This window comes from Bradyrhizobium sp. LCT2, assembly GCF_009931255.1.
Taxonomy (GTDB): domain Bacteria; phylum Pseudomonadota; class Alphaproteobacteria; order Rhizobiales; family Xanthobacteraceae; genus Bradyrhizobium; species Bradyrhizobium diazoefficiens.
This window is the reverse complement of sequence record NZ_CP034432.1, coordinates 4331139-4352964: the sequence shown is the minus strand read 5'-3', so window position 1 is coordinate 4352964 and position 21826 is coordinate 4331139. Positions and strand designations below refer to the sequence as shown.

The window sequence follows — 21826 nt, the reverse complement described above, 5'->3', positions numbered from 1 at the left end:
CCTGCGTACCCTAAAAGCCGGCTCCCGTCACGGCGAAATGGCCGTTTCTAGCGCGAGCCGCCCCGCTCCTTCCGCAGCTTGGCCCAGTAATCCAGCCGCTTCCGGATCTCCCGCTCGAAACCGCGCTCGGGCGGATCGTAGAAGGTCTGGCGGCCCAGGGCTTCCGGGAAATAATCCTGGCCGGAGAAGGCGTCGGGGGCGTCGTGGTCGTATTCGTAGGCTGCGCCGTAGCCTTCCGACTTCATCAGCTTGGTCGGGGAATTGAGGATGTGCTTTGGCGGCAGCAGCGAGCCGGCCTGCTTTGCGGTCTGCATGGCGGCACCGAAGGCGGTGTAGACCGCGTTCGATTTCGGCGCAGTGGCGAGATAGACCACCGCTTGCGCGATGGCGAGCTCGCCTTCGGGATGGCCGAGGAAGTCGAAGGCGTCTTTGGCGGCATTGGCGATGACGAGCGCCTGCGGATCGGCAAGGCCGATGTCCTCGACCGCCATGCGCACGACGCGGCGGGCCAGGAATAGCGGGTCCTCGCCGGCATCGAGCATGCGCGCGAGATAATACAGCGCAGCGTCGGGATCGGAGCCGCGCACCGACTTATGCAGCGCCGAGATCAGGTTGTAATGGCCGTCGGCCGACTTGTCATAGATCGGGGCGCGGCGCTGCAGGATGTCCTGCAACTGCGCGGCATTGAAAATCTCGTCAGCCCGTGCAGAGCGCCAAACCTCTTCGGCAAGCGTCAGCGAGGCCCTTCCATCGCCGTCGGCCATGCGCACCAGCACCGCGCGCGCCTCCGCATCGAGCGGCAGCTTCTTGCCCTCGACCTCCTCGGCATGCGCAAACAGCTTCTCGATCGCGGCGGCGTCGAGCGAGCGAAACACCAGCACGCGCGCGCGCGACAGAAGCGCGGCGTTGAGCTCGAAGGACGGATTCTCGGTGGTGGCACCGACCATCACCACCGTGCCGTCTTCCATGACAGGCAGAAACGAATCCTGCTGGGCGCGGTTGAAGCGATGCACCTCGTCGACGAACAACAGCGTGCCCTTGCCCATCTCGCGGCGGGCACGCGCGGCGTCGAATGCCTTCTTCAAATCGGCGACGCCGGAGAACACGGCGGAGATCTGCTCGAAATGCAGGTCGGTCGCGTCCGCCAGCAGCCGCGCCACCGTGGTCTTGCCGGTGCCGGGCGGGCCCCAGAACACCAGCGAGCCTAGCGTGCGCGTCTCCAGCATGCGCGTCAGCGCGCCGTCGGGGCCGAGGATGTGATCCTGGCCGACGACCTCCGACAACGCGCGCGGGCGCAGCCGGTCCGGCAGCGGATGCGGAGCCTCGTGATCGAGCCCCGCCGCGGCAAAGAGAGTTGGCGTCTCCTGTGGTCGCTTCGGACTCATCCGCCCAGCGTGACGTTGATCTGCTGCCCGCCGCGCACCAGCGTGATGCGCCAGATCCGCGGGCGCTCACCCGCAGCCTTTTCGAGATCGCCGGTCTTGCTGATCTTCTGATTGTTGACAGCCAGGATGATGTCGCCCTTCTGGAAGCCGACATTCGCGGCCGCGCTGTCGCCGCCGAGATCGGCGATCACGACGCCTTCGGTGTCGGCGTCCAGATGCAGCTCGTCGGCAACCGCCGGCGTGATGGTCGAGACCTTCGCGCCCTGGAACGGCGAACGCGCAGTGATGACGAGCTCGTTGCGGCCGGCGTCGGGTGCGGTCTCCAGCGCGATCGCGAGCTTGAGCGGCTTGCCGCCGCGCTGCACGTCGATCTGCGCGGAACCGCCGAGTGGACGCGTCGCGAAGCGGTAGTCGAAGGCATTGGGATCATCCACGGTCTGGCCGTCGATCCCGGTGATGAGATCGGAGGATTTCAGGCCGGCCTTCGCTGCGGGACCGTTCGAGACCACGCTCGCGACCAGCGCGCCGGTCGGCGAACGCAAGCCGAGGCTTTCGGCGATCTCGGGCGTCACCGCCTGCAACTTCGCGCCGAGCCAGGGACGCTTCACCGCCTTGCCGCCGCCCTTGGCGGAAGCGACGACCACGCGCACCATGTTGGCGGGGATCGCAAAGCCGATGCCCTGCGAGCCGCCGGAGCGCGAATAGATCGCGGTGTTGATGCCGGCAAGCTTGCCGCTCATGTCAACCAGTGCACCGCCGGAATTGCCGGGATTGATCGCCGCATCGGTCTGGATGAAGAACTGGTAGTCGGTGATGCCGACCTGCGTGCGCGCCAGCGCCGAGATGATGCCGTGGGTCACGGTCTGGCCGACGCCGAAGGGGTTGCCGATCGCGAGCACGACGTCGCCGACCAGCAGCTCGTCGGAATTGGTGAAGTCGAGCGTTGGAAATTTCTCCTTGGTGTCCTTCAGGCGCAACACGGCGAGATCGGTGCGGGGATCCTTCAGCAGGATCTCGGCCTCGAACTCGCGCTTGTCCGACAGCGACACCTTGACCTGGTCCGCGCCCTCGATGACGTGGACATTGGTGACGACGAGGCCCGACGCATCGACGATGACGCCGGAGCCGAGCGAGCGCTGCATCTGCTCGGGCTGCTGGCCGGGCACGCCGAAGAAGCGGCGGAAGATGGGATCATCCAGCAGCGGATTGCGGTTCTGCACCACCTTGGCGGCATAGACGTTGACGACCGCCGGCTGCACCCGCTGCACGATCGGCGCATAGGACAGCCGCAGCTCGGCCGGCGACGACGGGACCCGGCGGTCCTGCGCCGCAGCCGGATTGAAGTGGGCCGAAAAGCCTATGCACAATGCCGTGACGACGGCGGTCCAGGTCGATCGAAACATTCCTACCTCTTGGAAAAGACGCCGGAATATAGGCGCGTTCGCCCCCCAATAGAAGGGCGCGGGATGGCAATATTCACCCCCCTTCCGGCGCCCGCCGCATACCGGCCCGGTGTGCGAAATAGCAATTTGCCCGGCGCTACGGATTGGCATGATACGCGTCATCTTGCATGGTGATGCAAGGCGGATTCGGTTGCGGCGAATTTGCATCAGTGGGAACCACGCAACCGGACGCAGCGTCGCGGGGCAGTCATCGATCCTTCCTAGGCTCTCCGTTCGCGACTTGGGGAAGTTCGTCAAACGATGGAGGCGTAACGTGAGCAGGACAAGAATTGCAGCCACGGCGATTGGTCTCGCCGGCGTGCTGGCGGCATCGCAAGCCCAGGCCCAATCGGCCAGCAACAGCGAACAGGAGATCGCACTCCTGAAGCAGCAGCTGAAGATGCTCGAGCAGAAGCTCGACAAGCTCCAGAGCCAGACCGCAGCGAACACCGCAGCGACGGCGAAAGCCAAGGCTGAAGCCAAGGCCGAAGCAAAAGCCGAAGCGCGCTCGGAGGCGAAAGCGGTCGTCGCCAATGCCAATGCGGCGATCCCGCTCAAGGGCCCGGCGCCGGCTTCCGGCGTCGTCGTGACGATGCCGAACAACCGGCCGACCATCTGCACGGCCGACGGAGCGAACTGCGTCGCGATCACGAGCCGCGTGCACTGGGATGTCGGCGGCTACGATTATCGTCCCAATACGGCAGGCACCGTGCCGCAGAAACTCGACAGCGGCGAGAACGTCCGTCGCGCACGCATCGGCGTCGTCGGCAAGTTCCTCGAAGACTGGAATTTTGCCCTGATCTACGACTTCGGCGGTTCGGCTGACGGCTTCGGCGGCACGGGGGCCGCCGGCGCTACTCCTGTCGGCTTCCTGCCCGGCGGTGGCACATCCGGCATCGAGAACGCGTATGTGAGCTACACCGGGCTGAAGCCTTTTGGCGGCAAGATGGCGATCGAGGCCGGCATCATGGACCTTGCCTGGACCCTCGATGAGTCCTCGAGCTCCAACGACATTCCCTTCATGGAGCGCGCCTCGGTCGGCGTGATCGCGCAAAATATCGCCGCCGGCGATTTCCGTTCTGCCGTCGGCGCCCGCTGGTACAACGACGTGTTCTGGGCCGGCGCGTACGTGACGGGTCCGACCACGGGTGCGATTCACTCAGCGTCGAGCGTCTCACCTCCGGGCACCAGCGAGCAGTACGGCGCGACGGCCCGCGTTGCGGGCCAGCTCGTCAACGGCAAGGATTATTCGCTGCATCTCGGCGGCGACGCACAGTGGCTGATTCAGCCGCCGCGCAATCTGGTCGCCAACACGCAGACGCTCACGCTCAGCGACCGGCCTGAGCTGCGAATTGACCCTACGACACTGATCTCGACCGGTGCGATTGCCAATGTCGCGGGCGCGCAGGTTTATGGTGTCGAAGCCGCCGCGACCTATGGATCGCTGTTCCTCCAGGGCGAATACTACTGGTTCAACATCGATCGCAACGCGAACACCAGTGTGCCGTTAATCGGAGCGCCAAGCCTGAAATTCCAGGGCGGCTACGCGGAAGCGGCCTACGTCTTGACCGGGGAATCGCGCAAGTACAATCCAGCGAACGCCTCCTATGGCGGCGTGAAGCCCGATCATCCGTTCTCGCTCGATGGCGGTGGCTGGGGCGCCTGGGAGATCGCCGGCCGCTATTCCACTATGGATCTGAATAATCAGCTCGCGACTGCCGCCGGCATCGCCGGCGGACGCCAGACGGTCTACACGCTCGCGCTCAACTGGTACGTCAACGGCAATGTCCGCTTCATGCTGGACTACCTGCATGGCACGGTGTCGAAGCAAGCCTCGCCGGTCTCGACCGCCGACGTCGGCTCGAAGTTCGACGCGGTCGCGATGCGCACGCAGTTTGCGTTCTGACGCAATCTTGTCCGGGAGCGGCGCAGTCCGCTCCCGGACATTCACGCTGCTCGCTTCGGCTTCTTGACCGGTTCCGCCGCCTCGGGCGCCGGCGCGCAGGATAGCCGTTGCTGATGGCTCTCGCCCCACGCCTTCAGGATGTCGATCACGGGCCTGAGGCTCTCGCCGAGTTCGGAGAGGCAATACTCCACCCGCGGCGGCACCTCGGCATAGACCTTGCGGATGACGAGCTTGTCCTCCTCCAGCGCGCGAAGCTGTTTTGTCAGCATGCGCTGGGTGATGCCGGGCATCCGGCGCCGCAGTTCGCCGAAGCGCTGGGTGCCGTCCTGAAGGTGGTAGAGGATCACGCCCTTCCACTTGCCGTCGATCAGGTCCAGCGTCGCCTCGACCGAGCAGCCGGGACGCCGGGTAAAATCTCGCCGCTTCATGCGTGTTTTCCCAATAGTATCCAAACAGGGACTATATCCCCGAATTTACAGTACTTGCCAAACCGGGGCCAGCGGGACAGTTAGCAGGCCGGGCGCACGTCACAAGCTGCGCGCTATCTGATGGAGACAAGCCATGAAGGCCGTTGGCTACAAGAAATCGCTTCCGATCGAGGATCAGGACGCGCTGTTCGATTTCGAGACCGCAAAGCCCGAGCCCAAGGGGCGCGACATACGCGTCGCCGTGAAGGCGATCTCGGCCAATCCGGTCGACTACAAGGTGCGCAAGCGCGCCGTTCCGCCCGAGGGCGAGACGAAGATCTTGGGTTATGACGCAGCCGGCGTGGTCGACGCCGTCGGGCCCGAGGTCACGCTGTTCAAGCCGGGCGACGAGGTGTTTTACGCGGGCTCGATCCTGCGCCAGGGCACCAATGCGGAATTCCACCTGGTCGACGAACGCATCGTCGGCAACAAGCCGAAGCGCCTGTCGTTCGCGCAGGCCGCCGCCCTCCCCCTCACCTCCATCACCGCGTGGGAATTGCTGTTCGACCGCCTCGGCGCGGTACCGGGCAAGAGCGTCGATCCGCGCACGCTGCTGATCACGGGCGGCGCCGGCGGCGTCGGTTCGATCCTGATCCAGCTCGCCCGCCGCCTCACGGGCCTCACGGTGCTCGCGACGGCGACGCGGCCGGAATCGCAAGAGTGGTGTCTCGATCTCGGCGCGCATGCGGTGATCGACCATGGCAAGCCGATGAAGGAGCAGATCGAGAAGCTCAAGCTGCCGCCGGTGGCGCTGGTGGCGAGCCTCACCTTCACCGATCAGCACTACAAGGCGATCGCCGAGTTCATGGCGCCGCAAGGCCGGTTCGGCCTGATCGACGATCCGCCCGAGTTCACCATGAGCACGTTCAAGGGCAAGGCGATCTCGGTGCACTGGGAATCGATGTTCACGCGTTCCTCGTTCCAGACGCCTGACATGATCGCGCAGCATCATCTGCTCAATGACGTCGCCGACCTCATCGACAAGGGCGTGTTGCGCACCACGCTCGACCAGACCTTCGGCACGATCAACGCGGCCAACCTCAAGCGCGCGCACGCGCTGCTCGAGAGCGGCAAGTCGCGCGGCAAGATCGTGCTGGAGGGGTGGTAGGCGAGCACAGCGCCGCTGCGTAGGGTGGGCAAAGGCGCGCTTGCGCCGTGCCCACCATCACGCAACGGGCGCAGAAAGGTGGTGGGCACTTCGCTTTGCCCACCCTACGGCAGTTGCGCTCCTGGAGCGATGCCCTCGACGAACATCAACCGCCGCTCCAGCGCCGTCTGTCGCAGCTTCAACGCCTCGGCATATTCCACTGAGGCGTACCATTCGCGCGCGCGGGCCATCGTGGGAAACTCCACGATGATGATGGTCTTGGGCGGCGGGCCGCCCTCCACCACATCGGCGGCACCGCCGCGCGCGAGGTAGCGGCCGCCATATTGCGCGATAGTCTGCGCCGCAAGCGCGCGATAGGCTTCCATCATCGCCTGATCGCGCACCTCGACCTCGGAGATCACATAAGCCGGCACGTGCGCAGCCTCAGGCAATCGTGTTGACGATACCACCCTCGGCCCGCAGCGCCGCGCCATTGGTCGCGGACGCTTCCTTCGACGCAACATAGACCACCATATTGGCGATCTCGTCGACGCTGGCGAAGCGCTGGATCAGCGAACTCGGGCGATGCTGCTTGACGAAATTGGCGGCGGCCTCATCCACCGACTGACCGTTTTGCTTCGCGAGATCCCTCACGAAGGTCTCGACACCCTCCGACATGGTCGGGCCCGGCAGCACGGAATTGACGGTGACGCCGGTGCCGCGGGTGAGCTGCGCCAGACCGCGCGCGACCGAGAGCTGGGCGGTCTTGCTCATGCCGTAGTGAATCATCTCGACGGGAATGTTGAGGCCGGATTCCGAGGAGATGAAGACGATCCGGCCCCAGTTGCGCTTGAGCATGCCCTTCAGATATTCGCGCGACAGCCGCACACCGCTCATGACGTTGACCTCGAAGAAGCGGCTCCAGTCCTCGTCCGGAATATCGAAAAAGTCCTTCGGCTCGAAGATCCCGGCATTGTTGATGAGGATGTCGACCTCGGGCAGCGCGGACACAAGCGCCTTGCAGCCCGCCGCCGTCGAGACGTCGGCGGCGATGCCGCGCACCTTGCCTCCCGCCGCTTCCAGCTTGCGCACGGCGGCGTCGACCTTGTCCTGGCCGCGCCCGTTGATCACGACGCTCGCACCGGAGGTGGCGAGACCTCTGGCAATGGCGTGGCCGATGCCAGCGGTCGAGCCGGTCACCAGTGCAGTTTTTCCGGAAAGGTCGATATTCATGTAGTATCTCCATCAGATCGATGATGGGAATATCGGACGCGGCGGATCGGGCCGCAATCGGCGCTCACCAATCAGTGAGACGCCGAGCACCTTTCCTGCGACAACGTAGACACCCCGCCTGAACCGCGGCTGGAACGATTATTGCTAAGCAGCACGGCGTCTCATGTGAACACGGAAGAACTATGCGATGAAGCGGACGGCTCTCACGATTTTTCTCGGACTGGTCGGCTTGATGGGCGGCAATTCGCTCGCGCCGGCTCAAACGGTCTATCCGGAGAAATCGTTGCAATTGATCGTCCCCTTCCCGCCGGGCGGCGCCTCCGACGTGGTCGCGCGCATCATCGGCGGCGAGCTGGAGACGCGGCTCGGCAAGCCCGTGATCATCATGAACCGTCCCGGGGGCGGCACCACGATCGCGGCCAAGGAAGTCGCACGTTCGGCGCCTGACGGATACACCCTGTTCTTCAGCTCGAACTCGAGCTTCACGCTGCCGGCAGCCGTGAAGGAAAGCGTGCCTTACGACGCGGCCAAGGATTTCGAGCCGCTCGGCCAAGTCGGCAAGATCACGCTGGCGCTCGTCACTTACAAGGACAATCCCGTCAAGGACGTCGCTTCGCTCGTCGCCGAGGCGAAGGCCAATCCCGACAAGCTGTCGCTCGCATCCTTCGGCGTCGCGACCGTCTCGCATTTCGCCGGCGAGCTGTTCAAGTCGAGTGCCGGGGTCAAGATGGTCCACCTGCCCTACAAGGGCAGCGCACCGGCGATGAACGACCTCATCGGCAAGCACATCCAGTACCACGTCGACACCGTGATCGCCGTGAAGCCGCAGATCGAGGCGGGCACCGTCAAGGTGCTCGCGGTGTTCTCCGGCAAGCGCACGCCCTACCTGCCCGACGTGCCGACGCTTGCCGAGCTCGGCTACACCGGCATCGACTTCGCGTCCTGGGGCGCGGTCGTCGCGCCCAAGGGGCTGCCGCCGGCCGTTCACGACAAGCTGACGGCGGCGCTGGAGGAGATCGTCAACAGCCCTTCCGTCATCGAGCGCTTCACCACGGTCGGCTTCGAACCGGGCTTCATGCGCTACAGCGATTGGGCAGGAGCCATCGGCAAGGAGACCGCCGAGATGAAGGAGATCGCGCAAAGGGCGGGGATCAAGGAAGAATAGTCGCGCTGATCTTCGCCAGCCCCAAAAACAAAAGCGGCGCCCGAGGGCGCCGCTTTCAATTCCGTACCTGCTGAAACGGCTTACGCCGCCTCGGCTTCCTTCTCCTGCACCGGACCGGAGTCCTGGCCCTTGGCATCGACGTCGCGATCGACGAACTCGATCACGGCCATCGCGGCGTTGTCGCCGTAGCGGAAGCCGGCCTTGATGATGCGGGTGTAGCCGCCCTGGCGGTCCTTGTAGCGGGTCGCGAGCACGTCGAAGAGCTTCTTGACCTGATCCTTGTCGCGCATCTCGGAGATCGCCTGGCGGCGCATGGCCAGCCCGCCCTTCTTGCCGAGGGTGACGAGCTTCTCGACGATCGGACGGAGCTCCTTGGCCTTCGGCAGCGTGGTGACGATCTGCTCGTGCTTGATCAGCGCGGCCGCCATGTTGGCGAACATCGCCCTGCGGTGTTCGGCCGTGCGGTTGAGCTTCCGATGAACCTTGCCGTGACGCATGTAACTATTCCTTACGTTAAAACTGCCGCGACGGTTCGTCGGACATGTTGCTCAGGTGGGCTGCCTGCGTTCGCCCAGTCAGTCATTCCGGGATGGCTCGCAGAGCCGAACCCGGAATCTCGAGGTTCCGGGTTCGATGCTCCAGGGCCGCGGTTGCGCGGTCCCGTCGCATCGCCCCGGAACGACGAATCTCAGTAGTGATCCTCGAAGCGCTTGGCGAGCTCGTCGATGTTCTCCGGCGGCCAGCCCGGCACTTCCATGCCGAGATGCAGACCCATCTGAGCCAGCACTTCCTTGATCTCGTTCAGCGACTTGCGGCCGAAGTTCGGGGTGCGGAGCATTTCCGCCTCGCTCTTCTGCACGAGGTCGCCGATGTAGACGATGTTGTCGTTCTTCAAGCAGTTGGCCGAACGCACCGACAGCTCGAGCTCGTCCACCTTCTTGAGGAAGGCCGGGTTGAAGGCGAGGTCCGGGATGATCTCCTGCGCGACTTCCTTGCGCGGCTCTTCGAAGTTGACGAACACGTTGAGCTGATCCTGGAGGATGCGGGCGGCGTAAGCCACCGAGTCATCCGGCGAGATCGCGCCGTTGGTCTCGATCGTCATGGTCAGCTTGTCGTAGTCGAGGATCTGGCCCTCGCGGGTGTTCTCGACCTTGTAGGAGACCTTGCGGACCGGCGAGTACAGGCTGTCGACCGGGATCAGGCCGATCGGCGCATCCTCGGGACGGTTGCGCTCGGCGGGCACATAGCCCTTGCCGGTCGCGACGGTGAACTCCATGCGGATCTCCGCGCCCTCGTCGAGCGTGCAGATCTGGAGGTCCGGATTGAGCACGACGACGTCGCCGACGGTCTGGATGTCGCCGGCGGTGACGACGCCCGGGCCCTGCTTCTTCACGACCATGCGCTTGGGGCCTTCGCCCTGCATCTTGATCGAGATGTCCTTGATGTTGAGCACGATGTCGGTGACGTCCTCACGGACGCCAGCGATCGAGGAGAACTCGTGCAGCACGCCGTCGATGTGCACCGACTGCACCGCCGCGCCCTGGAGCGAGGAGAGCAGGATGCGACGCAGCGCGTTGCCGAGGGTCTGGCCGAAGCCGCGCTCGAGCGGCTCGGCGACGATGGTCGCAAAACGGGCCGGATCGCTGCCGGGCGTGACCTGGAGCTTGTTCGGCCGAATCAGTTGTTGCCAATTTTTCTGGATCGTCACTGTTTCACCCATACAGGCCAGTCGAACTGCCGTTGCAGACACTGGCGTTGGAGAAAGGCCGCAGGTCGCACCTGCGGCTTCTTGCAAAAGTCATTGCGGGCGCCGATGCACCCGCAACCTCGTATCAAACGCGCCGACGCTTGCGGGGACGGCAACCGTTGTGCGGGATCGTGGTCACGTCGCGGATCGAGGTGACGGTGAAGCCGGCGGCCTGGAGCGCGCGCAGTGCCGATTCGCGGCCCGAACCGGGACCGGCGACTTCGACTTCCAGCGTGCGCATGCCGTGCTCCTGCGCCTTCTTCGACACGTCCTCGGCGGCAACCTGCGCCGCGTACGGGGTCGACTTGCGCGAGCCCTTGAAGCCCATCGTGCCGGCGGAAGACCAGGCAATCGTGTTGCCCTGCGCGTCGGTGATGGTGATGGTCGTGTTGTTGAACGACGAGTTCACGTGCGCAACGCCGGAGGCGATGTTCTTGCGTTCACGACGGCGAACGCGGGTGGCTTCCTTGCCCATTGAGTACCTTTCCTGGAGATCTCAAACGCCGCCGTAGTGCCAGCGGCTACACCTGTGGAACGAAAGGCGCGTGGCGAACGGGTTATCCCCGGTTCGCCACACGCCGCGATTGGATGCGAAAACTTACTTCTTCTTGCCGGCGATGGCCTTGGCCGGGCCCTTGCGCGTCCGCGCATTGGTGTGGGTACGCTGACCACGCACCGGCAGACCGCGACGATGACGCAGGCCGCGATAGCAGCCGAGGTCCATCAGACGCTTGATGTTGATGCCGACCTCACGACGCAGGTCACCCTCGACGAGATAGTCGCGGTCGATGACTTCGCGGATCTGGAGCACTTCGGCGTCGCTGAGCTGGCTGACGCGACGATCCACCGGGATCTTCACCTTCTCCAGAATCTCACCGGCGATCTTCTGACCGATGCCATGGATGTACTGGAGCGCGATCAGCACGCGCTTGTTGGTGGGAATGTTCACGCCGGCAATACGGGCCACGGCCTTCTCTCCTGTTGCCGGTCCTCGTCAGGACCAGGCTTTAAGTGCTTGTGTTCTCGGGCAGGTGTTCACAAACGCGAACACGACGCCCACCCCCGGTCTTCCTGGGGCCCGGCATCGTCTGAAACTATCCGACTTGGATGCGGGGCTTATTAAGGGATTCCGGGGGCTTTCGTCAACCGCCGCTAGCGCTTGGCTCGCTTTTTCGTGACCTTTTTTGCGGCCTTTTTGGCACCCTTTTTGACAGCCTTCCCGGCGGTCTTTTTGGCAACCTTCTTTACCGTCTTCTTCGCGGCCTTCTTGGCCGCCTTTTTAGCGGATTTGGCGGGTTTTTTGGCCGTTTTCGCCGACTTCTTGGCTGTTTTGGCCTTGGCCGCCCCCTTCTTGGCCGGCGCTGCCTTGGCCGCGCTCTTGGAAGTTCCCTTGGCAGTTCCCTTGCCATGCGTCTTGGGCTCGACTGCCCCGAGCGCCAGGAGCTGGCGGTGAACCGCACGGGTGACCTCGTCGATGGCCATCATGCCATCGATGGTCGAGAGCTTCCGCCGCTCGGAATAGTAGTGAATCAGCGGCTCCGTCTGGCTGCGGTAGCTGGCAAGCCGCTTGGTCAGGACCTCGGGGGTGTCGTCGAGGCGAACCTCCTCACCGCGCTCCCGCATCTGGGCGACTCGGGTCTCGACGCGACTCAGCAGCGCGCTTTCGTTGACGCGGAGCTCGATCACTGCATCGAGCTTGAGGTGCTTCTGCCTCAGCAGCTCATCGAGCGCCTCGGCCTGCGGCACGGTGCGCGGGAAACCGTCGAGGATGAAACCGTTCTTGGCGTCCGGCTGGTCGATCCGGTCGGAGATGATTCCGACCACGACGTCGTCGGGTACGAGGCCGCCGCTGGCCATGATCTCCTTGGCCTTCAGACCGACCGGCGTTCCCGCCGCCACGGCCGCACGCAGCATCTCGCCGGTCGAGAGCTGGACGATACCATAGCGCTCCACCAGCAGCTGCGCCTGGGTCCCTTTGCCCGACCCCGGCGGTCCCAGAAGTATAATTCTCATCGGCGTACGCCCCCCGGATTGGTGAGCGATACGTCGCGCACCTGTGTTTGAAGATCAAGAACAGTGCAAACCATAATCGGCGCCGCACCGCTACCCATATCATAGGGGAGCGAATACCCGGTCGCCAAGAAGGCCTTTGAAATCAGGGATTGCATCGCGCTGAGAGCAGCTCCGCCGATGCGATCGAACGGCTGGCTGGTCGTCTCTGCGGGCGCCGCGCGTTGCTCTCGCGCGGGCGAATCGGCGGCGCAGTCGCGCCGCCTTCAGAGGACGCCGCGCTTAGCGGCGGCGACCGCGCAGCTTCGACTTGCGGATCAGGCCTTCGTACTGATGGGCCAGCAGATAGCCCTGCACCTGCGCCACCGTGTCCATGGTCACGCTGACCACGATCAGCAGCGAGGTACCGCCGAAGTAGAACGGCACCGAGGCATAGGAGATCAGGATTTCGGGGATCAAGCAGACGATCGCCAGATAGATCGCGCCGAGCACGGTGATGCGCGACAGCACGTAGTCGATGTATTCCGCGGTGCGCTCGCCGGGGCGAATGCCCGGAATGAAGCCGCCGTGCTTCTTCAGATTGTCCGCGGTCTCGGTCGGGTTGAACACGATCGCGGTGTAGAAGAACGCGAAGAACACGATCAGCGCGAGATACATGATCAGGAACAGCGGACGGCCGTGGCCGAGCTGGGTGGTGATCCACTGGAACCATTCCGGCCCGCTGCCCGCATTGAAGTTCGCAACCGTGGTCGGCAGCAACAAGAGCGAAGACGCGAAGATCGGCGGAATCACGCCCGAGGTGTTGAGCTTGAGCGGCAGATGCGAGGACTGACCCTCGAACATCTTGTTGCCGACCTGGCGCTTCGGATACTGGATCAGCAGGCGGCGCTGCGCGCGCTCCATGAACACGATGAAGGCGATCACGGCGACCGCCATGATGATGACGACCAGGATCAGGCCGGTCGACATCGCACCCTGACGGCCGAGCTCGAGCATGTTGGCGAGCGCCGCGGGCAGCTCGGCGACGATGCCGGAGAGAATAATCAGCGAGATGCCGTTGCCGATGCCGCGCGAGGTGATCTGCTCGCCCAGCCACATCAGGAACATGGTGCCGCCGGTCAGCGTGATCGCCGTGGACAGGCGGAAGAACATGCCGGGGTCGCTGACGACGTTGCCGGCACCCTCAAGGCCCACCGCGATGCCGTAGGACTGGAACGCCGCCAGGATGACGGTCAGATAGCGGGTGTACTGGTTCAGCGTCTTGCGGCCGGCCTCGCCTTCCTTCTTCAGCGCCTCAAGCTGCGGCGAGACGGTGGTCAGGAGCTGGATGATGATCGAGGCCGAGATGTACGGCATGATGTTCAGCGCAAAGATCGCCATGCGGTGGATGCCGCCGCCGGCGAACATGTTGAACATGCCGAGGATGCCGCCCGCCTGGGAGCGGAACACCTGCTCCCAAATGTTGGGATCGATGCCCGGCAACGGGATGTAGGTCCCCAGCCGATAAACGAGCAGTGCGCCCAGGGTGAACCAGATGCGCTTCTTCAGTTCGTCAGCCTTGGCAAACGCACCGAAATTGAGGTTGGCTGCCAGTTGTTCCGCTGCTGAGGCCATCTTGGACTTTCTCCCGCCGCCTGTTGCGCCGTCATGCCCGCGGCCGGGCTACTTTAGCGGACGCCGGACATTATCTGGGGCTCGGCATCGATAAGTCCACGTCCCGCATGCGTAAAGGCCCGCGAGCCGCGGGCCAATGACGCAGTTGTTACGCCGCCTCGCCTTCTTCCTTGGCAGGGGCGAGGATCTTCACCGAGCCGCCCGCCTTCTCGACCGCGGCAATCGCGGTCTTGGTGGCGCCGTGCACCTCGATGTTGAGCTTGGACTTGAGCTCGCCACGGCCGAGCAGCCGCAGGCCGCCCTTGGCGCGGCGCAGCACGCCGCCCTTCACCAGGGCCTCGACGTTCACGACGCTGCCGGCGTCGATCTTCTTGGCATCGACCGCTTCCTGGAGCCGGTCGAGATTGATCTCGGCGAACTCGACGCGGAAGATGTTGTTGAAGCCGCGCTTGGGCAGACGGCGATGCATCGGCATCTGGCCGCCTTCGAAACCCTTGATGCGCACGCCCGAACGCGCGGTCTGGCCCTTGCCGCCGCGACCCGACTGCTTGCCCTTGCCCGAACCGATGCCACGGCCGACGCGCATACGCTTTTTGCGCGAGCCGGCGTTGTCGGCGATATCGCTGAGCTTCATCGCCCTTCTCCTTGTGTCTTGCGCATGATCTTCACCGAAAACCGGCACCCGCTTTTCGGGATCATGCGCCTTTGCTTACTTCTCGTCGACGATGCGGACGAGATGGTGAACCTTCTCGATCATGCCGCGCACGGCCGGAGTGTCCGGCAGTTCGCTGGTGCGGCCGATCTTGTTGAGCTTGAGCCCGATCAGCGTCGAACGCTGCGAGTGATGGCGGCGGATCGCGCTGCCGGTCTGCTCGAGCTTGATCGTCTTTGCGGCCTTGGCCATTTGATCTACTCCGAAAAGCTTCCGTTAGTCGGCAGCCGCCTCGGCATCGCCGCCGATACGGCGCGACTGGAGGGTGGACACCTTGATGTTGCGGCGGGCTGCGACCGAACGCGGCGAATCCTGGTGCTTCAGCGCGTCGAAGGTCGCGCGCACCATGTTGTACGGGTTCGAAGAGCCGATCGACTTCGCCACCACGTCCTGGACGCCGAGCGTCTCGAACACGGCACGCATCGGGCCGCCGGCGATGATGCCGGTACCGGCCGGAGCGGCACGCAGGTAGACACGGCCCGCGCCATGACGGCCGGCGATGTCGTGATGCAGCGTGCGGCCCTCGCGCAGCGACACGCGGGTCAGGTTGCGCTTGGCGGACTCGGTTGCCTTGCGGATCGCCTCAGGCACTTCGCGCGCCTTGCCGTGACCGAAGCCGGCGCGGCCCTTCTGGTCGCCGATCACGACCAGCGCTGCGAAACCGAAGCGCTTGCCGCCCTTGACGACCTTGGCCACGCGGTTGATGTGGACGAGCTTGTCGACGAACTCGCTGTCGCGCTCCTCGCGCTCCTTGCGTTCGCGTCCGCCGCCGCGTTGATCGCGTCCACCACGTTGTTCGCGTTCTGCCATTTTTCCAATCCTTCAGAGGCTTACGCCTCAATCCTCAAATTCTGTTAGAAGCTCAGCCCGCTCTCACGCGCCGCATCGGCAAGAGCCTTGACGCGCCCGTGATAGAGATAGCTGCCGCGATCGAACACGACTTCCTTGACGCCCTTCTCGGCGGCGCGCTCGGCCAGCAGCTTGCCGACCGCCTTCGCCGCATCGATGTCGGCGCCGGTCTTGCCGCCGTCGCGCATCGACTTCTCGAGCGAGGAGGCGGAGGCCAGCGTCTCGCCCTTCAGATCGTCGATGACCTGGGCGTAGATGTGCTTGGACGAGCGGAACACCGACAGACGCGGACGGCCACCACCGGAGCGGCGCAGCTTCAGCCGCACACTCCGCTTGCGCCGGGCATTCGTAACCTTGGCTTTCGACATGACCGGCTCCGTTACTTCTTCTTGCCTTCCTTGCGGAAGATGAATTCGCCAACATACTTCACGCCCTTGCCCTTGTAGGGCTCCGGCGGGCGGTATGAGCGGATTTCGGCCGCGACCTGGCCAACGCGTTGAATGTCGCTGCCCGTCACCGTGATTTCGGTCGGCTTCGGCACCGTGATCGTGATCCCTTCGGGGATCGTGTAGATCACGTCGTGGCTGTAGCCGAGCGCGAGCTGCAGGTTCTTGCCCTGCATCGCGGCGCGGTAGCCGACGCCGGTGATCTCGAGCTTCTTCTCGAAGCCCTTGGTGACGCCTTCGACCAGATTCGCGACCTGGGCGCGAGCGGTACCATACAGCGCCCTGGCGCGGTTGGTCTCGAGCCGCGGCTTGACCTTGATCTGGCCGCTCTCGAGCTTCACCTCGACGTCGTCATGGACGACGAACTGAAGCTGGCCCTTGGGCCCCTTCATCTTGACGGTCTGCCCGTCGACGGTCGCGGTAACACCCGACGGAACCGCCACAGGCCTTTTGCCAACACGTGACATGGATCAAAAATCCTTCTCAGAACACCGTAAAGAGGACTTCACCGCCCACATTCGCGTCGCGCGCGCTGTGGTCGGCCATGATCCCCTTCGGCGTCGACAACACCGAAATGCCGAGCCCGTTGTTGACCCGCGGCAGGTTCTTCACCGAGGCGTAGACACGACGCCCGGGCTTGGAAACACGTTCGATCTCGCGGATGACGGGCTCGCCGTCGAAATACTTCAGCTCGATCTCGATCTCGCTGCGGCCCGAGGAGTGCTCGACCGTGGCATAGCCGCGGATGTAGCCCTCGCTCTTGAGCACCTCGAGCACGTTCTCGCGCATCCGCGAGCCCGGCGTGGAGACCTTGGTCTTGGAGCGCATCTGCGCGTTGCGGATGCGGGTGATCAGATCGCTGATTGGATCGTGCGTAGACATCTAAACGACCCTCCTTACCAGCTCGACTTCACGAGGCCCGGGACCATGCCCTTGGAGCCAAGTTCGCGCAGCGCGATACGGGACAGCTTGTTCTTGCGGTAGTTCGAGCGCGGACGGCCCGACAGCTCGCAACGAAGACGCACGCGGGTCGCCGAAGAATTGCGCGGCATCTCGGCGAGCTTCAGGGTCGCGGCGAACCGCTCCTCCATCGGCAACGTCTTGTCGGCGATGATCGCCTTCAACCGCTCGCGCTTCGGGGCGGCGTTCTTCACCATCCGCTTGCGCCGGTTGTTCTTCTCGATTGAACTCTTCTTTGCCATGCTTGGCTCCTGGGTATCCGCGTTTGAGAGGCTTTAGGTCAGCGTCTCACTGCCGGAACGGGAAATTGAAAGCGGTCAACAAGGCCCTCGCCTCTTCGTCGGTCTTGGCCGTGGTGCAGACGGTGATGTCCATACCGCGGGCTTCCGTGACCTTGTCGAAGTCGATCTCGGGGAAAATGATGTGCTCCTTGATGCCGAGCGAGTAGTTGCCGCGGCCGTCGAAGCTCTTCGGATTCAGGCCGCGGAAGTCGCGGACGCGCGGCAGCGCGACCGTGACCAGGCGGTCGATGAACTCGTACATGCGGGCCTTGCGCAGCGTGACCTTACAGCCGATCGGCTGGTTCTCACGCAGCTTAAAGGTCGCGATCGCGATGCGCGAATAGGTCACGATCGCCTTCTGGCCGGCGATCTGGGTCAGCTCGGCAGCGGCGGTCTCGGCCTTCTTGCGATCGTTGACGGAATCGCCAACGCCCATGTTCAGCACGACCTTGTCCAGGCGCGGAACCTGCATGACGTTCTCGTAACCGAACTTCTCGGTCATCGCCGTGCGGATCTTCGCATCGTATTCCGCGCGCAGGCGCGGCGTGTAAGCAGCCTCAGCCATCGATCTCAGCTCCCGAGCTCTTGGCGATGCGGACCTTCTTGCCGTCCGCCAGAATCTTGAATCCGACGCGGGTCGGCTTTCCGTCCTTGCCGACATACGCGATGTTGGACAGTTGGATCGGCGCCTCCTTCGAGATGATGCCGCCCTCCTGGGCCTGCGTCTGCTTCTGGTGACGCTTGACCATGTTGATGCCGCGCACGAGCGCCGTACCGGCGTCGGGGCGAACCTCGAACACTTCGCCGGTGCGACCCTTGTCGCGACCGGTCAGCACGACGACCTTGTCGCCCTTGCGGATCTTCGCAGCCATCACAGCACCTCCGGCGCGAGGGAAATGATCTTCATGTGATTCTTGGCGCGCAGCTCGCGCGGCACGGGCCCGAAGATACGGGTGCCGACCGGCTCGGACTGGTTGTTGATCAGCACGGCGGCGTTGCGGTCGAAGCGGATGACCGAACCGTCGGCGCGGCGGATGTCCTTGCGGACGCGCACCACGACGGCCTTCATCACGTCGCCCTTCTTCACCTTGCCACGCGGAATCGCTTCCTTGATCGAGACGACGATGATGTCGCCGATCGTGGCGTAGCGGCGCTTGGAGCCCCCGAGCACCTTGATACACATGACACGGCGTGCGCCAGAATTGTCGGCCACGTCGAGGTTGGTCTGCATCTGAATCATTGATGCACCTCGTCCTCTTCTCTCTTGCGCCAGCCCAGCCGGCGCTCAACATTTCCCTGAAGACAGTCGGCTAAAGCCAACAGATCAGGCGCTTTTCTTGTGTTCGCCCCGGATCACGACCCAGCGCTTCAACTTCGAAATCGGCTTCGATTCCTCGATCCAAACCATGTCGCCCGGCTTGAACTCGTTGTTCTCGTCGTGCGCGTGGTAGTTCTTCGAACGGCGGATCGTCTTCTTGTAGATCGGGTGCGTGAAGCGGCGATCGACGCGCACAACGACCGTCTTGGCTGTCTTGTCGCTGACGACCACGCCCTGCAAAGTACGTTTCGGCATCTTCGTAAGCCTCTTACTTCTTCTTCGCGCGCGTCTGCGCGGCGACGGTCTTGATCCGGGCGATGTCGCGGCGAGCCTCGCGCAGGCGCGAGGTGTTCTCGAGCTGCCCGGTGGCGCGCTGGAAGCGCAGGTTGAAGCGCTCCTTCTTCAGGTTCAGGATGGCGTCATCCTGCTGGTCGGGGCTCATCGCGCGGATGTCTTCGATCTTCATCTGGGCCATGGCCATTACTCCGCAATGCGCTCGACGAAGCGCGTCTTGATCGGCAGCTTGGCGGCCGCCAGGGTCAGCGCCTCACGCGCCGTCTGGGTGTTGACGCCGTCGATCTCGAACAACACCCGGCCCGGCTTGACGCGCGCCACCCACAGTTCCGGCGAACCCTTGCCGGAACCCATGCGGACTTCGGCCGGCTTCTTCGACACCGGAAGGTCGGGGAACACGCGGATCCAGACGCGGCCGGCGCGCTTCATGTGACGGGTCAGCGCGCGGCGAGCGGCTTCGATCTGGCGCGCGGTGACGCGCTCAGGCTCGGTCGCCTTCAGGCCGTACTGGCCGAACGCCAACGTCGCGCCCGAAGACGCAACGCCGTGGATGCGGCCCTTATGCGCCTTCCGGAACTTCGTTTTCTTAGGTTGCATCATGGCTTTAAGCCCTCAAATTCCTGTGCTGGCTCAGACCGCAGCGTTGTCGCGGCGCTGACGGCCACCACGATCACCACCGCCGCCGGTCTCGCCTTCGGCCATTCTCTTGTCCTGGGCCATCGGATCGTGCTCGAGGATCTCGCCCTTGAAGATCCAGACCTTGACGCCGCAGGTGCCGAAGGTCGTGAACGCGGTCGCAACGCCGTAGTCGATGTCGGCGCGCAGCGTGTGCAGCGGCACGCGACCTTCGCGGTACCACTCCATGCGCGCGATTTCCGCACCGCCCAGACGTCCCGAGCAGTTGATGCGGATGCCTTCCGCGCCGAGACGCATCGCCGACTGCACGGCGCGCTTCATGGCACGGCGGAACGCCACGCGGCGCTCCAGCTGCTGCGCGATCGACTCCGCCACCAGCGTCGCATCGAGCTCCGGCTTGCGGATCTCGACGATGTTGATGACGACGTCGGACGAAGTGATGTCCGCGACCCGCTTACGCAGCTTGTCGATGTCGGCGCCCTTCTTGCCGATCACCACGCCCGGACGGGCCGAGTGGATGGTGACGCGGCACTTCTTGTGCGGACGCTCGATCACGATGCGGGCGACGGCCGCCTGCTTGAGCTCCTTGTGCAGGATCTCACGGATCTTGACGTCCTCGTGCAGCAGCTTGCCGTATTCCTGCTTGCCGGCGAACCAGCGGGAATCCCAGGTCCGGTTGATGCCGAGACGCAGACCGATCGGATTGATCTTTTGACCCATCGTTTTCTCCTGCGACCCTTAAGCCGCTGCTGCTTCGGCTTCGACCTGACGAACAATGATCGTCAGCTGCGAAAATGGTTTGTAGACACGGCCCGAGCGGCCACGGCCGCGGGCGGCAAAGCGCTTCATCACGAGGCCGTTGCCGACGAAAGCCTGCGCCACGACGAGATCGTCAACATCGAGGTCGTGGTTGTTCTCGGCATTGGCGATAGCCGATTCCAGGCACTTCTTCACGTCAACCGCGATCCGCTTGCGCGAAAACTGCAGGTCGGCGAGCGCAGCAGCCGCCTTCCGGCCGCGAATGAGCTGGGCGACCAGGTTGAGCTTCTGCGGGCTCACCCGCAGCATCCGGGCGACCGCCTTGGCCTCGTTCTCGGCGAGGCTCCGTTCGCGCTTAGGTTTGCTCATCGTTTAATCCTCAAGCCTTCTTGGCTTTCTTGTCACCGGAGTGGCCATGGAAGGTCCGGGTCGGCGAGAACTCGCCGAACTTGTGACCGACCATTTCCTCGTTGACGGCCACCGGCACGTGCTTCTGACCGTTGTAGACCCCGAAGGTCAGACCGACGAACTGCGGCAGGATCGTCGAACGACGGCTCCAGATCTTGATGACGTCGTGACGGCCGGACGCGCGCGCGGCATCTGCCTTCTTGAGCAGAGAACCCTCGACGAACGGGCCTTTCCAGACTGAACGAACCATGTCCGGCGTTCCTTACTTCTTCCGCTTGTGGCGGCTTAGGAGAATGAATTTGTTGGTCGACTTGTTGGAGCGGGTCTTCTTGCCCTTGGTCGGCTTGCCCCACGGAGTAACCGGGTGGCGACCGCCCGAGGTACGACCTTCACCACCGCCGTGCGGATGGTCGATCGGGTTCATCGAAACACCGCGGTTGTGCGGCTTGCGACCCAGCCAACGGTTGCGGCCGGCCTTGCCGATCGAGGTGTTCATGTGATCCGGGTTCGACACCGCGCCGATCGTGCCGCGGCAACGGCCGTGCACCAGGCGCTGCTCACCCGAGTTCAGGCGGATGATGACGTAGTCCTGGTCGCGACCGACGAGCTGGGCGTAGGTGCCCGCGGAACGGGCGAGCTGGCCGCCCTTCCCGATCTTGACCTCGATGTTGTGGATGATCGTGCCGACCGGCATGTTGCCGAGCGGCATGACGTTACCCGGCTTCACGTCGACATAGTTGCCAGCCACCACGGAATCGCCGACCGCAAGGCGCTGCGGCGCCAGGATATAGGCCTGGGTGCCGTCTTCGTACTTGACCAGTGCGATGAACGCAGTGCGGTTCGGATCGTATTCCAACCGCTCGACGGTCGCGGGCGCATCGACCTTGTCGCGCTTGAAGTCGACGATGCGCAGGGTCTGCTTGTGACCGCCGCCGCGGAAGCGCACGGTGATGCGACCGGTGTTGTTGCGACCGCCGGAGGAATGCTTGCCTTCGGTGAGGGCCTTGACCGGCTTTCCCTTGTACAGGGCCGAACGATCGACCATGACCAGCTGGCGCTGGCCCGGCGTCGTGGGATTGAATGTCTTCAGTGCCATCGTCGTACGAC

The 21826-nt window shown here is 64.1% G+C and carries 31 protein-coding genes; 3 read left to right on the top strand and 28 right to left on the bottom strand.

Going from position 1 to position 21826, the window contains the following annotated elements; all coding sequences use genetic code 11:
• Positions 1 to 47: 47 nt before the first annotated feature.
• Both EI171_RS20930 and EI171_RS20925 read right to left on the bottom strand, forming a co-directional pair.
• Positions 48 to 1385, bottom strand: coding sequence for a replication-associated recombination protein A (locus EI171_RS20930; RefSeq protein WP_011088123.1), 1338 nt, complete (start codon positions 1383 to 1385; stop codon positions 48 to 50).
• Entirely contained in the window at positions 1382 to 2788 is a 1407-nt protein-coding gene (locus EI171_RS20925; RefSeq protein WP_161534567.1) for a DegQ family serine endoprotease, read from the bottom strand. The genes EI171_RS20930 and EI171_RS20925 overlap by 4 nt, the downstream gene beginning before the upstream one ends.
• Positions 2789 to 3101: 313 nt before the next feature.
• Here EI171_RS20925 and EI171_RS20920 point away from each other — a divergent pair, with 313 nt between their 5' ends.
• Positions 3102 to 4733 carry an OprO/OprP family phosphate-selective porin gene (locus EI171_RS20920; protein WP_161534566.1) on the top strand — a complete coding sequence of 544 codons (1632 nt, stop codon included), beginning with the start codon at positions 3102 to 3104 and terminating at the stop codon, positions 4731 to 4733.
• Positions 4734 to 4774: 41 nt separating this feature from the next.
• Here the strand turns inward: EI171_RS20920 and EI171_RS20915 are convergent, their stop codons facing one another.
• On the bottom strand, positions 4775 to 5161 hold the full coding sequence (locus EI171_RS20915) for a helix-turn-helix domain-containing protein (RefSeq protein ID WP_011088126.1): 387 nt from the start codon (positions 5159 to 5161) through the stop codon (positions 4775 to 4777).
• Positions 5162 to 5294: 133 nt separating this feature from the next.
• On the opposite strand from EI171_RS20915, the gene EI171_RS20910 reads away from it, so the two are divergent.
• The gene (locus EI171_RS20910) at positions 5295 to 6308 is read left to right on the top strand and encodes a zinc-binding alcohol dehydrogenase family protein (protein WP_011088127.1); all 1014 of its coding nucleotides are present in this window, start codon (positions 5295 to 5297) and stop codon (positions 6306 to 6308) included.
• A gap of 104 nt (positions 6309 to 6412) precedes the next feature.
• Here the strand turns inward: EI171_RS20910 and EI171_RS20905 are convergent, their stop codons facing one another.
• Both EI171_RS20905 and EI171_RS20900 read right to left on the bottom strand, forming a co-directional pair.
• On the bottom strand, positions 6413 to 6721 hold the full coding sequence (locus EI171_RS20905; RefSeq protein ID WP_028171395.1) for a DUF1330 domain-containing protein: 309 nt from the start codon (positions 6719 to 6721) through the stop codon (positions 6413 to 6415).
• A gap of 10 nt (positions 6722 to 6731) precedes the next feature.
• The gene (locus EI171_RS20900) at positions 6732 to 7520 is read right to left on the bottom strand and encodes an SDR family NAD(P)-dependent oxidoreductase (protein WP_161534565.1); all 789 of its coding nucleotides are present in this window, start codon (positions 7518 to 7520) and stop codon (positions 6732 to 6734) included.
• A 187-nt stretch (positions 7521 to 7707) separates the two neighbouring features.
• Between EI171_RS20900 and EI171_RS20895 the strand changes: the two genes are divergently transcribed.
• Entirely contained in the window at positions 7708 to 8685 is a 978-nt protein-coding gene (locus EI171_RS20895) for a tripartite tricarboxylate transporter substrate binding protein (RefSeq protein ID WP_011088130.1), read from the top strand.
• 80 nt (positions 8686 to 8765) lie between these two features.
• Here the strand turns inward: EI171_RS20895 and rplQ are convergent, their stop codons facing one another.
• The 23 genes from rplQ to rplB all read right to left on the bottom strand — a co-directional run bounded on the left by rplQ (position 8766) and on the right by rplB (position 21815).
• Entirely contained in the window at positions 8766 to 9182 is a 417-nt protein-coding gene (gene rplQ / locus EI171_RS20890; RefSeq protein WP_011088131.1) for a 50S ribosomal protein L17, read from the bottom strand.
• A 191-nt stretch (positions 9183 to 9373) separates the two neighbouring features.
• Entirely contained in the window at positions 9374 to 10405 is a 1032-nt protein-coding gene (locus EI171_RS20885) for a DNA-directed RNA polymerase subunit alpha (RefSeq protein WP_161534564.1), read from the bottom strand.
• Between the two features lie 112 nt (positions 10406 to 10517).
• The gene (gene rpsK, locus EI171_RS20880; protein ID WP_007603045.1) at positions 10518 to 10907 is read right to left on the bottom strand and encodes a 30S ribosomal protein S11; all 390 of its coding nucleotides are present in this window, start codon (positions 10905 to 10907) and stop codon (positions 10518 to 10520) included.
• Positions 10908 to 11030: 123 nt separating this feature from the next.
• Positions 11031 to 11399: a 30S ribosomal protein S13 gene (rpsM, locus tag EI171_RS20875; protein WP_011088133.1), complete on the bottom strand. Its 369-nt coding sequence runs from the start codon at positions 11397 to 11399 to the stop codon at positions 11031 to 11033.
• 185 nt (positions 11400 to 11584) lie between these two features.
• Positions 11585 to 12445 carry an adenylate kinase gene (locus tag EI171_RS20870; protein WP_060907962.1) on the bottom strand — a complete coding sequence of 287 codons (861 nt, stop codon included), beginning with the start codon at positions 12443 to 12445 and terminating at the stop codon, positions 11585 to 11587.
• A 279-nt stretch (positions 12446 to 12724) separates the two neighbouring features.
• Entirely contained in the window at positions 12725 to 14056 is a 1332-nt protein-coding gene (gene secY, locus EI171_RS20865) for a preprotein translocase subunit SecY (protein ID WP_011088135.1), read from the bottom strand.
• Positions 14057 to 14204: 148 nt separating this feature from the next.
• Positions 14205 to 14690: a 50S ribosomal protein L15 gene (gene rplO / locus EI171_RS20860; RefSeq protein WP_011088136.1), complete on the bottom strand. Its 486-nt coding sequence runs from the start codon at positions 14688 to 14690 to the stop codon at positions 14205 to 14207.
• A gap of 75 nt (positions 14691 to 14765) precedes the next feature.
• Positions 14766 to 14960, bottom strand: coding sequence for a 50S ribosomal protein L30 (rpmD, locus tag EI171_RS20855; RefSeq protein ID WP_011088137.1), 195 nt, complete (start codon positions 14958 to 14960; stop codon positions 14766 to 14768).
• Between the two features lie 24 nt (positions 14961 to 14984).
• Positions 14985 to 15578 (bottom strand): 30S ribosomal protein S5, encoded by a 594-nt coding sequence (gene rpsE / locus EI171_RS20850; RefSeq protein ID WP_008136332.1) that lies wholly within the window; start codon positions 15576 to 15578, stop codon positions 14985 to 14987.
• A 44-nt stretch (positions 15579 to 15622) separates the two neighbouring features.
• Complete coding sequence (gene rplR, locus EI171_RS20845) at positions 15623 to 15985, bottom strand: 50S ribosomal protein L18 (RefSeq protein ID WP_007603036.1); 363 nt, start codon at positions 15983 to 15985, stop codon at positions 15623 to 15625.
• Between the two features lie 11 nt (positions 15986 to 15996).
• Positions 15997 to 16530, bottom strand: coding sequence for a 50S ribosomal protein L6 (gene rplF / locus EI171_RS20840; protein ID WP_011088138.1), 534 nt, complete (start codon positions 16528 to 16530; stop codon positions 15997 to 15999).
• 16 nt (positions 16531 to 16546) lie between these two features.
• Positions 16547 to 16945 carry a 30S ribosomal protein S8 gene (gene rpsH / locus EI171_RS20835; protein WP_011088139.1) on the bottom strand — a complete coding sequence of 133 codons (399 nt, stop codon included), beginning with the start codon at positions 16943 to 16945 and terminating at the stop codon, positions 16547 to 16549.
• A gap of 14 nt (positions 16946 to 16959) precedes the next feature.
• Positions 16960 to 17265 carry a 30S ribosomal protein S14 gene (gene rpsN, locus EI171_RS20830; protein ID WP_011088140.1) on the bottom strand — a complete coding sequence of 102 codons (306 nt, stop codon included), beginning with the start codon at positions 17263 to 17265 and terminating at the stop codon, positions 16960 to 16962.
• A 46-nt stretch (positions 17266 to 17311) separates the two neighbouring features.
• Positions 17312 to 17869, bottom strand: coding sequence for a 50S ribosomal protein L5 (gene rplE / locus EI171_RS20825; protein ID WP_011088141.1), 558 nt, complete (start codon positions 17867 to 17869; stop codon positions 17312 to 17314).
• Positions 17862 to 18176, bottom strand: a complete 315-nt coding sequence (rplX, locus tag EI171_RS20820; protein ID WP_011088142.1) for a 50S ribosomal protein L24 — start codon at positions 18174 to 18176, stop codon at positions 17862 to 17864. The genes rplE and rplX overlap by 8 nt, the downstream gene beginning before the upstream one ends.
• A complete protein-coding gene (gene rplN / locus EI171_RS20815) occupies positions 18176 to 18544 on the bottom strand; it encodes a 50S ribosomal protein L14 (protein ID WP_007603030.1) in 369 nt (122 codons plus the stop codon). The genes rplX and rplN overlap by 1 nt, the downstream gene beginning before the upstream one ends.
• A gap of 84 nt (positions 18545 to 18628) precedes the next feature.
• A complete protein-coding gene (gene rpsQ, locus EI171_RS20810) occupies positions 18629 to 18877 on the bottom strand; it encodes a 30S ribosomal protein S17 (RefSeq protein WP_011088143.1) in 249 nt (82 codons plus the stop codon).
• Between the two features lie 13 nt (positions 18878 to 18890).
• Positions 18891 to 19097, bottom strand: coding sequence for a 50S ribosomal protein L29 (rpmC, locus tag EI171_RS20805; RefSeq protein ID WP_011088144.1), 207 nt, complete (start codon positions 19095 to 19097; stop codon positions 18891 to 18893).
• Positions 19098 to 19102: 5 nt separating this feature from the next.
• Entirely contained in the window at positions 19103 to 19516 is a 414-nt protein-coding gene (gene rplP / locus EI171_RS20800; RefSeq protein WP_008549252.1) for a 50S ribosomal protein L16, read from the bottom strand.
• A gap of 30 nt (positions 19517 to 19546) precedes the next feature.
• Positions 19547 to 20272 carry a 30S ribosomal protein S3 gene (gene rpsC / locus EI171_RS20795; protein ID WP_011088146.1) on the bottom strand — a complete coding sequence of 242 codons (726 nt, stop codon included), beginning with the start codon at positions 20270 to 20272 and terminating at the stop codon, positions 19547 to 19549.
• Positions 20273 to 20290: 18 nt separating this feature from the next.
• Positions 20291 to 20680 carry a 50S ribosomal protein L22 gene (rplV, locus tag EI171_RS20790; protein ID WP_011088147.1) on the bottom strand — a complete coding sequence of 130 codons (390 nt, stop codon included), beginning with the start codon at positions 20678 to 20680 and terminating at the stop codon, positions 20291 to 20293.
• Between the two features lie 10 nt (positions 20681 to 20690).
• Positions 20691 to 20969 (bottom strand): 30S ribosomal protein S19, encoded by a 279-nt coding sequence (rpsS, locus tag EI171_RS20785; RefSeq protein WP_008136357.1) that lies wholly within the window; start codon positions 20967 to 20969, stop codon positions 20691 to 20693.
• A gap of 12 nt (positions 20970 to 20981) precedes the next feature.
• A complete protein-coding gene (gene rplB, locus EI171_RS20780) occupies positions 20982 to 21815 on the bottom strand; it encodes a 50S ribosomal protein L2 (RefSeq protein ID WP_011088148.1) in 834 nt (277 codons plus the stop codon).
• Positions 21816 to 21826: the final 11 nt, after the last annotated feature.

Bases quoted from the DNA above. Each gene is read 5' to 3' on its own strand.
- EI171_RS20930 (WP_011088123.1), bottom strand. From the start codon at position 1,385: ATGAGTCCGAAGCGACCACAGGAGACGCCAACTCTCTTTGCCGCGGCG.
- EI171_RS20925 (WP_161534567.1), bottom strand. From the start codon at position 2,788: ATGTTTCGATCGACCTGGACCGCCGTCGTCACGGCATTGTGCATAGGC.
- EI171_RS20915 (WP_011088126.1), bottom strand. From the start codon at position 5,161: ATGAAGCGGCGAGATTTTACCCGGCGTCCCGGCTGCTCGGTCGAGGCG.
- EI171_RS20910 (WP_011088127.1), top strand. From the start codon at position 5,295: ATGAAGGCCGTTGGCTACAAGAAATCGCTTCCGATCGAGGATCAGGAC.
- EI171_RS20900 (WP_161534565.1), bottom strand. From the start codon at position 7,520: ATGAATATCGACCTTTCCGGAAAAACTGCACTGGTGACCGGCTCGACC.
- EI171_RS20895 (WP_011088130.1), top strand. From the start codon at position 7,708: ATGAAGCGGACGGCTCTCACGATTTTTCTCGGACTGGTCGGCTTGATG.
- rplQ (WP_011088131.1), bottom strand. From the start codon at position 9,182: ATGCGTCACGGCAAGGTTCATCGGAAGCTCAACCGCACGGCCGAACAC.
- EI171_RS20885 (WP_161534564.1), bottom strand. From the start codon at position 10,405: ATGGGTGAAACAGTGACGATCCAGAAAAATTGGCAACAACTGATTCGG.
- rpsK (WP_007603045.1), bottom strand. From the start codon at position 10,907: ATGGGCAAGGAAGCCACCCGCGTTCGCCGTCGTGAACGCAAGAACATC.
- EI171_RS20870 (WP_060907962.1), bottom strand. From the start codon at position 12,445: ATGAGAATTATACTTCTGGGACCGCCGGGGTCGGGCAAAGGGACCCAG.
- secY (WP_011088135.1), bottom strand. From the start codon at position 14,056: ATGGCCTCAGCAGCGGAACAACTGGCAGCCAACCTCAATTTCGGTGCG.
- rplO (WP_011088136.1), bottom strand. From the start codon at position 14,690: ATGAAGCTCAGCGATATCGCCGACAACGCCGGCTCGCGCAAAAAGCGT.
- rpmD (WP_011088137.1), bottom strand. From the start codon at position 14,960: ATGGCCAAGGCCGCAAAGACGATCAAGCTCGAGCAGACCGGCAGCGCG.
- rpsE (WP_008136332.1), bottom strand. From the start codon at position 15,578: ATGGCAGAACGCGAACAACGTGGTGGACGCGATCAACGCGGCGGCGGA.
- rplR (WP_007603036.1), bottom strand. From the start codon at position 15,985: ATGTCGAAAGCCAAGGTTACGAATGCCCGGCGCAAGCGGAGTGTGCGG.
- rplF (WP_011088138.1), bottom strand. From the start codon at position 16,530: ATGTCACGTGTTGGCAAAAGGCCTGTGGCGGTTCCGTCGGGTGTTACC.
- rpsH (WP_011088139.1), bottom strand. From the start codon at position 16,945: ATGTCTACGCACGATCCAATCAGCGATCTGATCACCCGCATCCGCAAC.
- rpsN (WP_011088140.1), bottom strand. From the start codon at position 17,265: ATGGCAAAGAAGAGTTCAATCGAGAAGAACAACCGGCGCAAGCGGATG.
- rplE (WP_011088141.1), bottom strand. From the start codon at position 17,869: ATGGCTGAGGCTGCTTACACGCCGCGCCTGCGCGCGGAATACGATGCG.
- rplX (WP_011088142.1), bottom strand. From the start codon at position 18,176: ATGGCTGCGAAGATCCGCAAGGGCGACAAGGTCGTCGTGCTGACCGGT.
- rplN (WP_007603030.1), bottom strand. From the start codon at position 18,544: ATGATTCAGATGCAGACCAACCTCGACGTGGCCGACAATTCTGGCGCA.
- rpsQ (WP_011088143.1), bottom strand. From the start codon at position 18,877: ATGCCGAAACGTACTTTGCAGGGCGTGGTCGTCAGCGACAAGACAGCC.
- rpmC (WP_011088144.1), bottom strand. From the start codon at position 19,097: ATGGCCCAGATGAAGATCGAAGACATCCGCGCGATGAGCCCCGACCAG.
- rplP (WP_008549252.1), bottom strand. From the start codon at position 19,516: ATGATGCAACCTAAGAAAACGAAGTTCCGGAAGGCGCATAAGGGCCGC.
- rpsC (WP_011088146.1), bottom strand. From the start codon at position 20,272: ATGGGTCAAAAGATCAATCCGATCGGTCTGCGTCTCGGCATCAACCGG.
- rplV (WP_011088147.1), bottom strand. From the start codon at position 20,680: ATGAGCAAACCTAAGCGCGAACGGAGCCTCGCCGAGAACGAGGCCAAG.
- rpsS (WP_008136357.1), bottom strand. From the start codon at position 20,969: ATGGTTCGTTCAGTCTGGAAAGGCCCGTTCGTCGAGGGTTCTCTGCTC.
- rplB (WP_011088148.1), bottom strand. From the start codon at position 21,815: ATGGCACTGAAGACATTCAATCCCACGACGCCGGGCCAGCGCCAGCTG.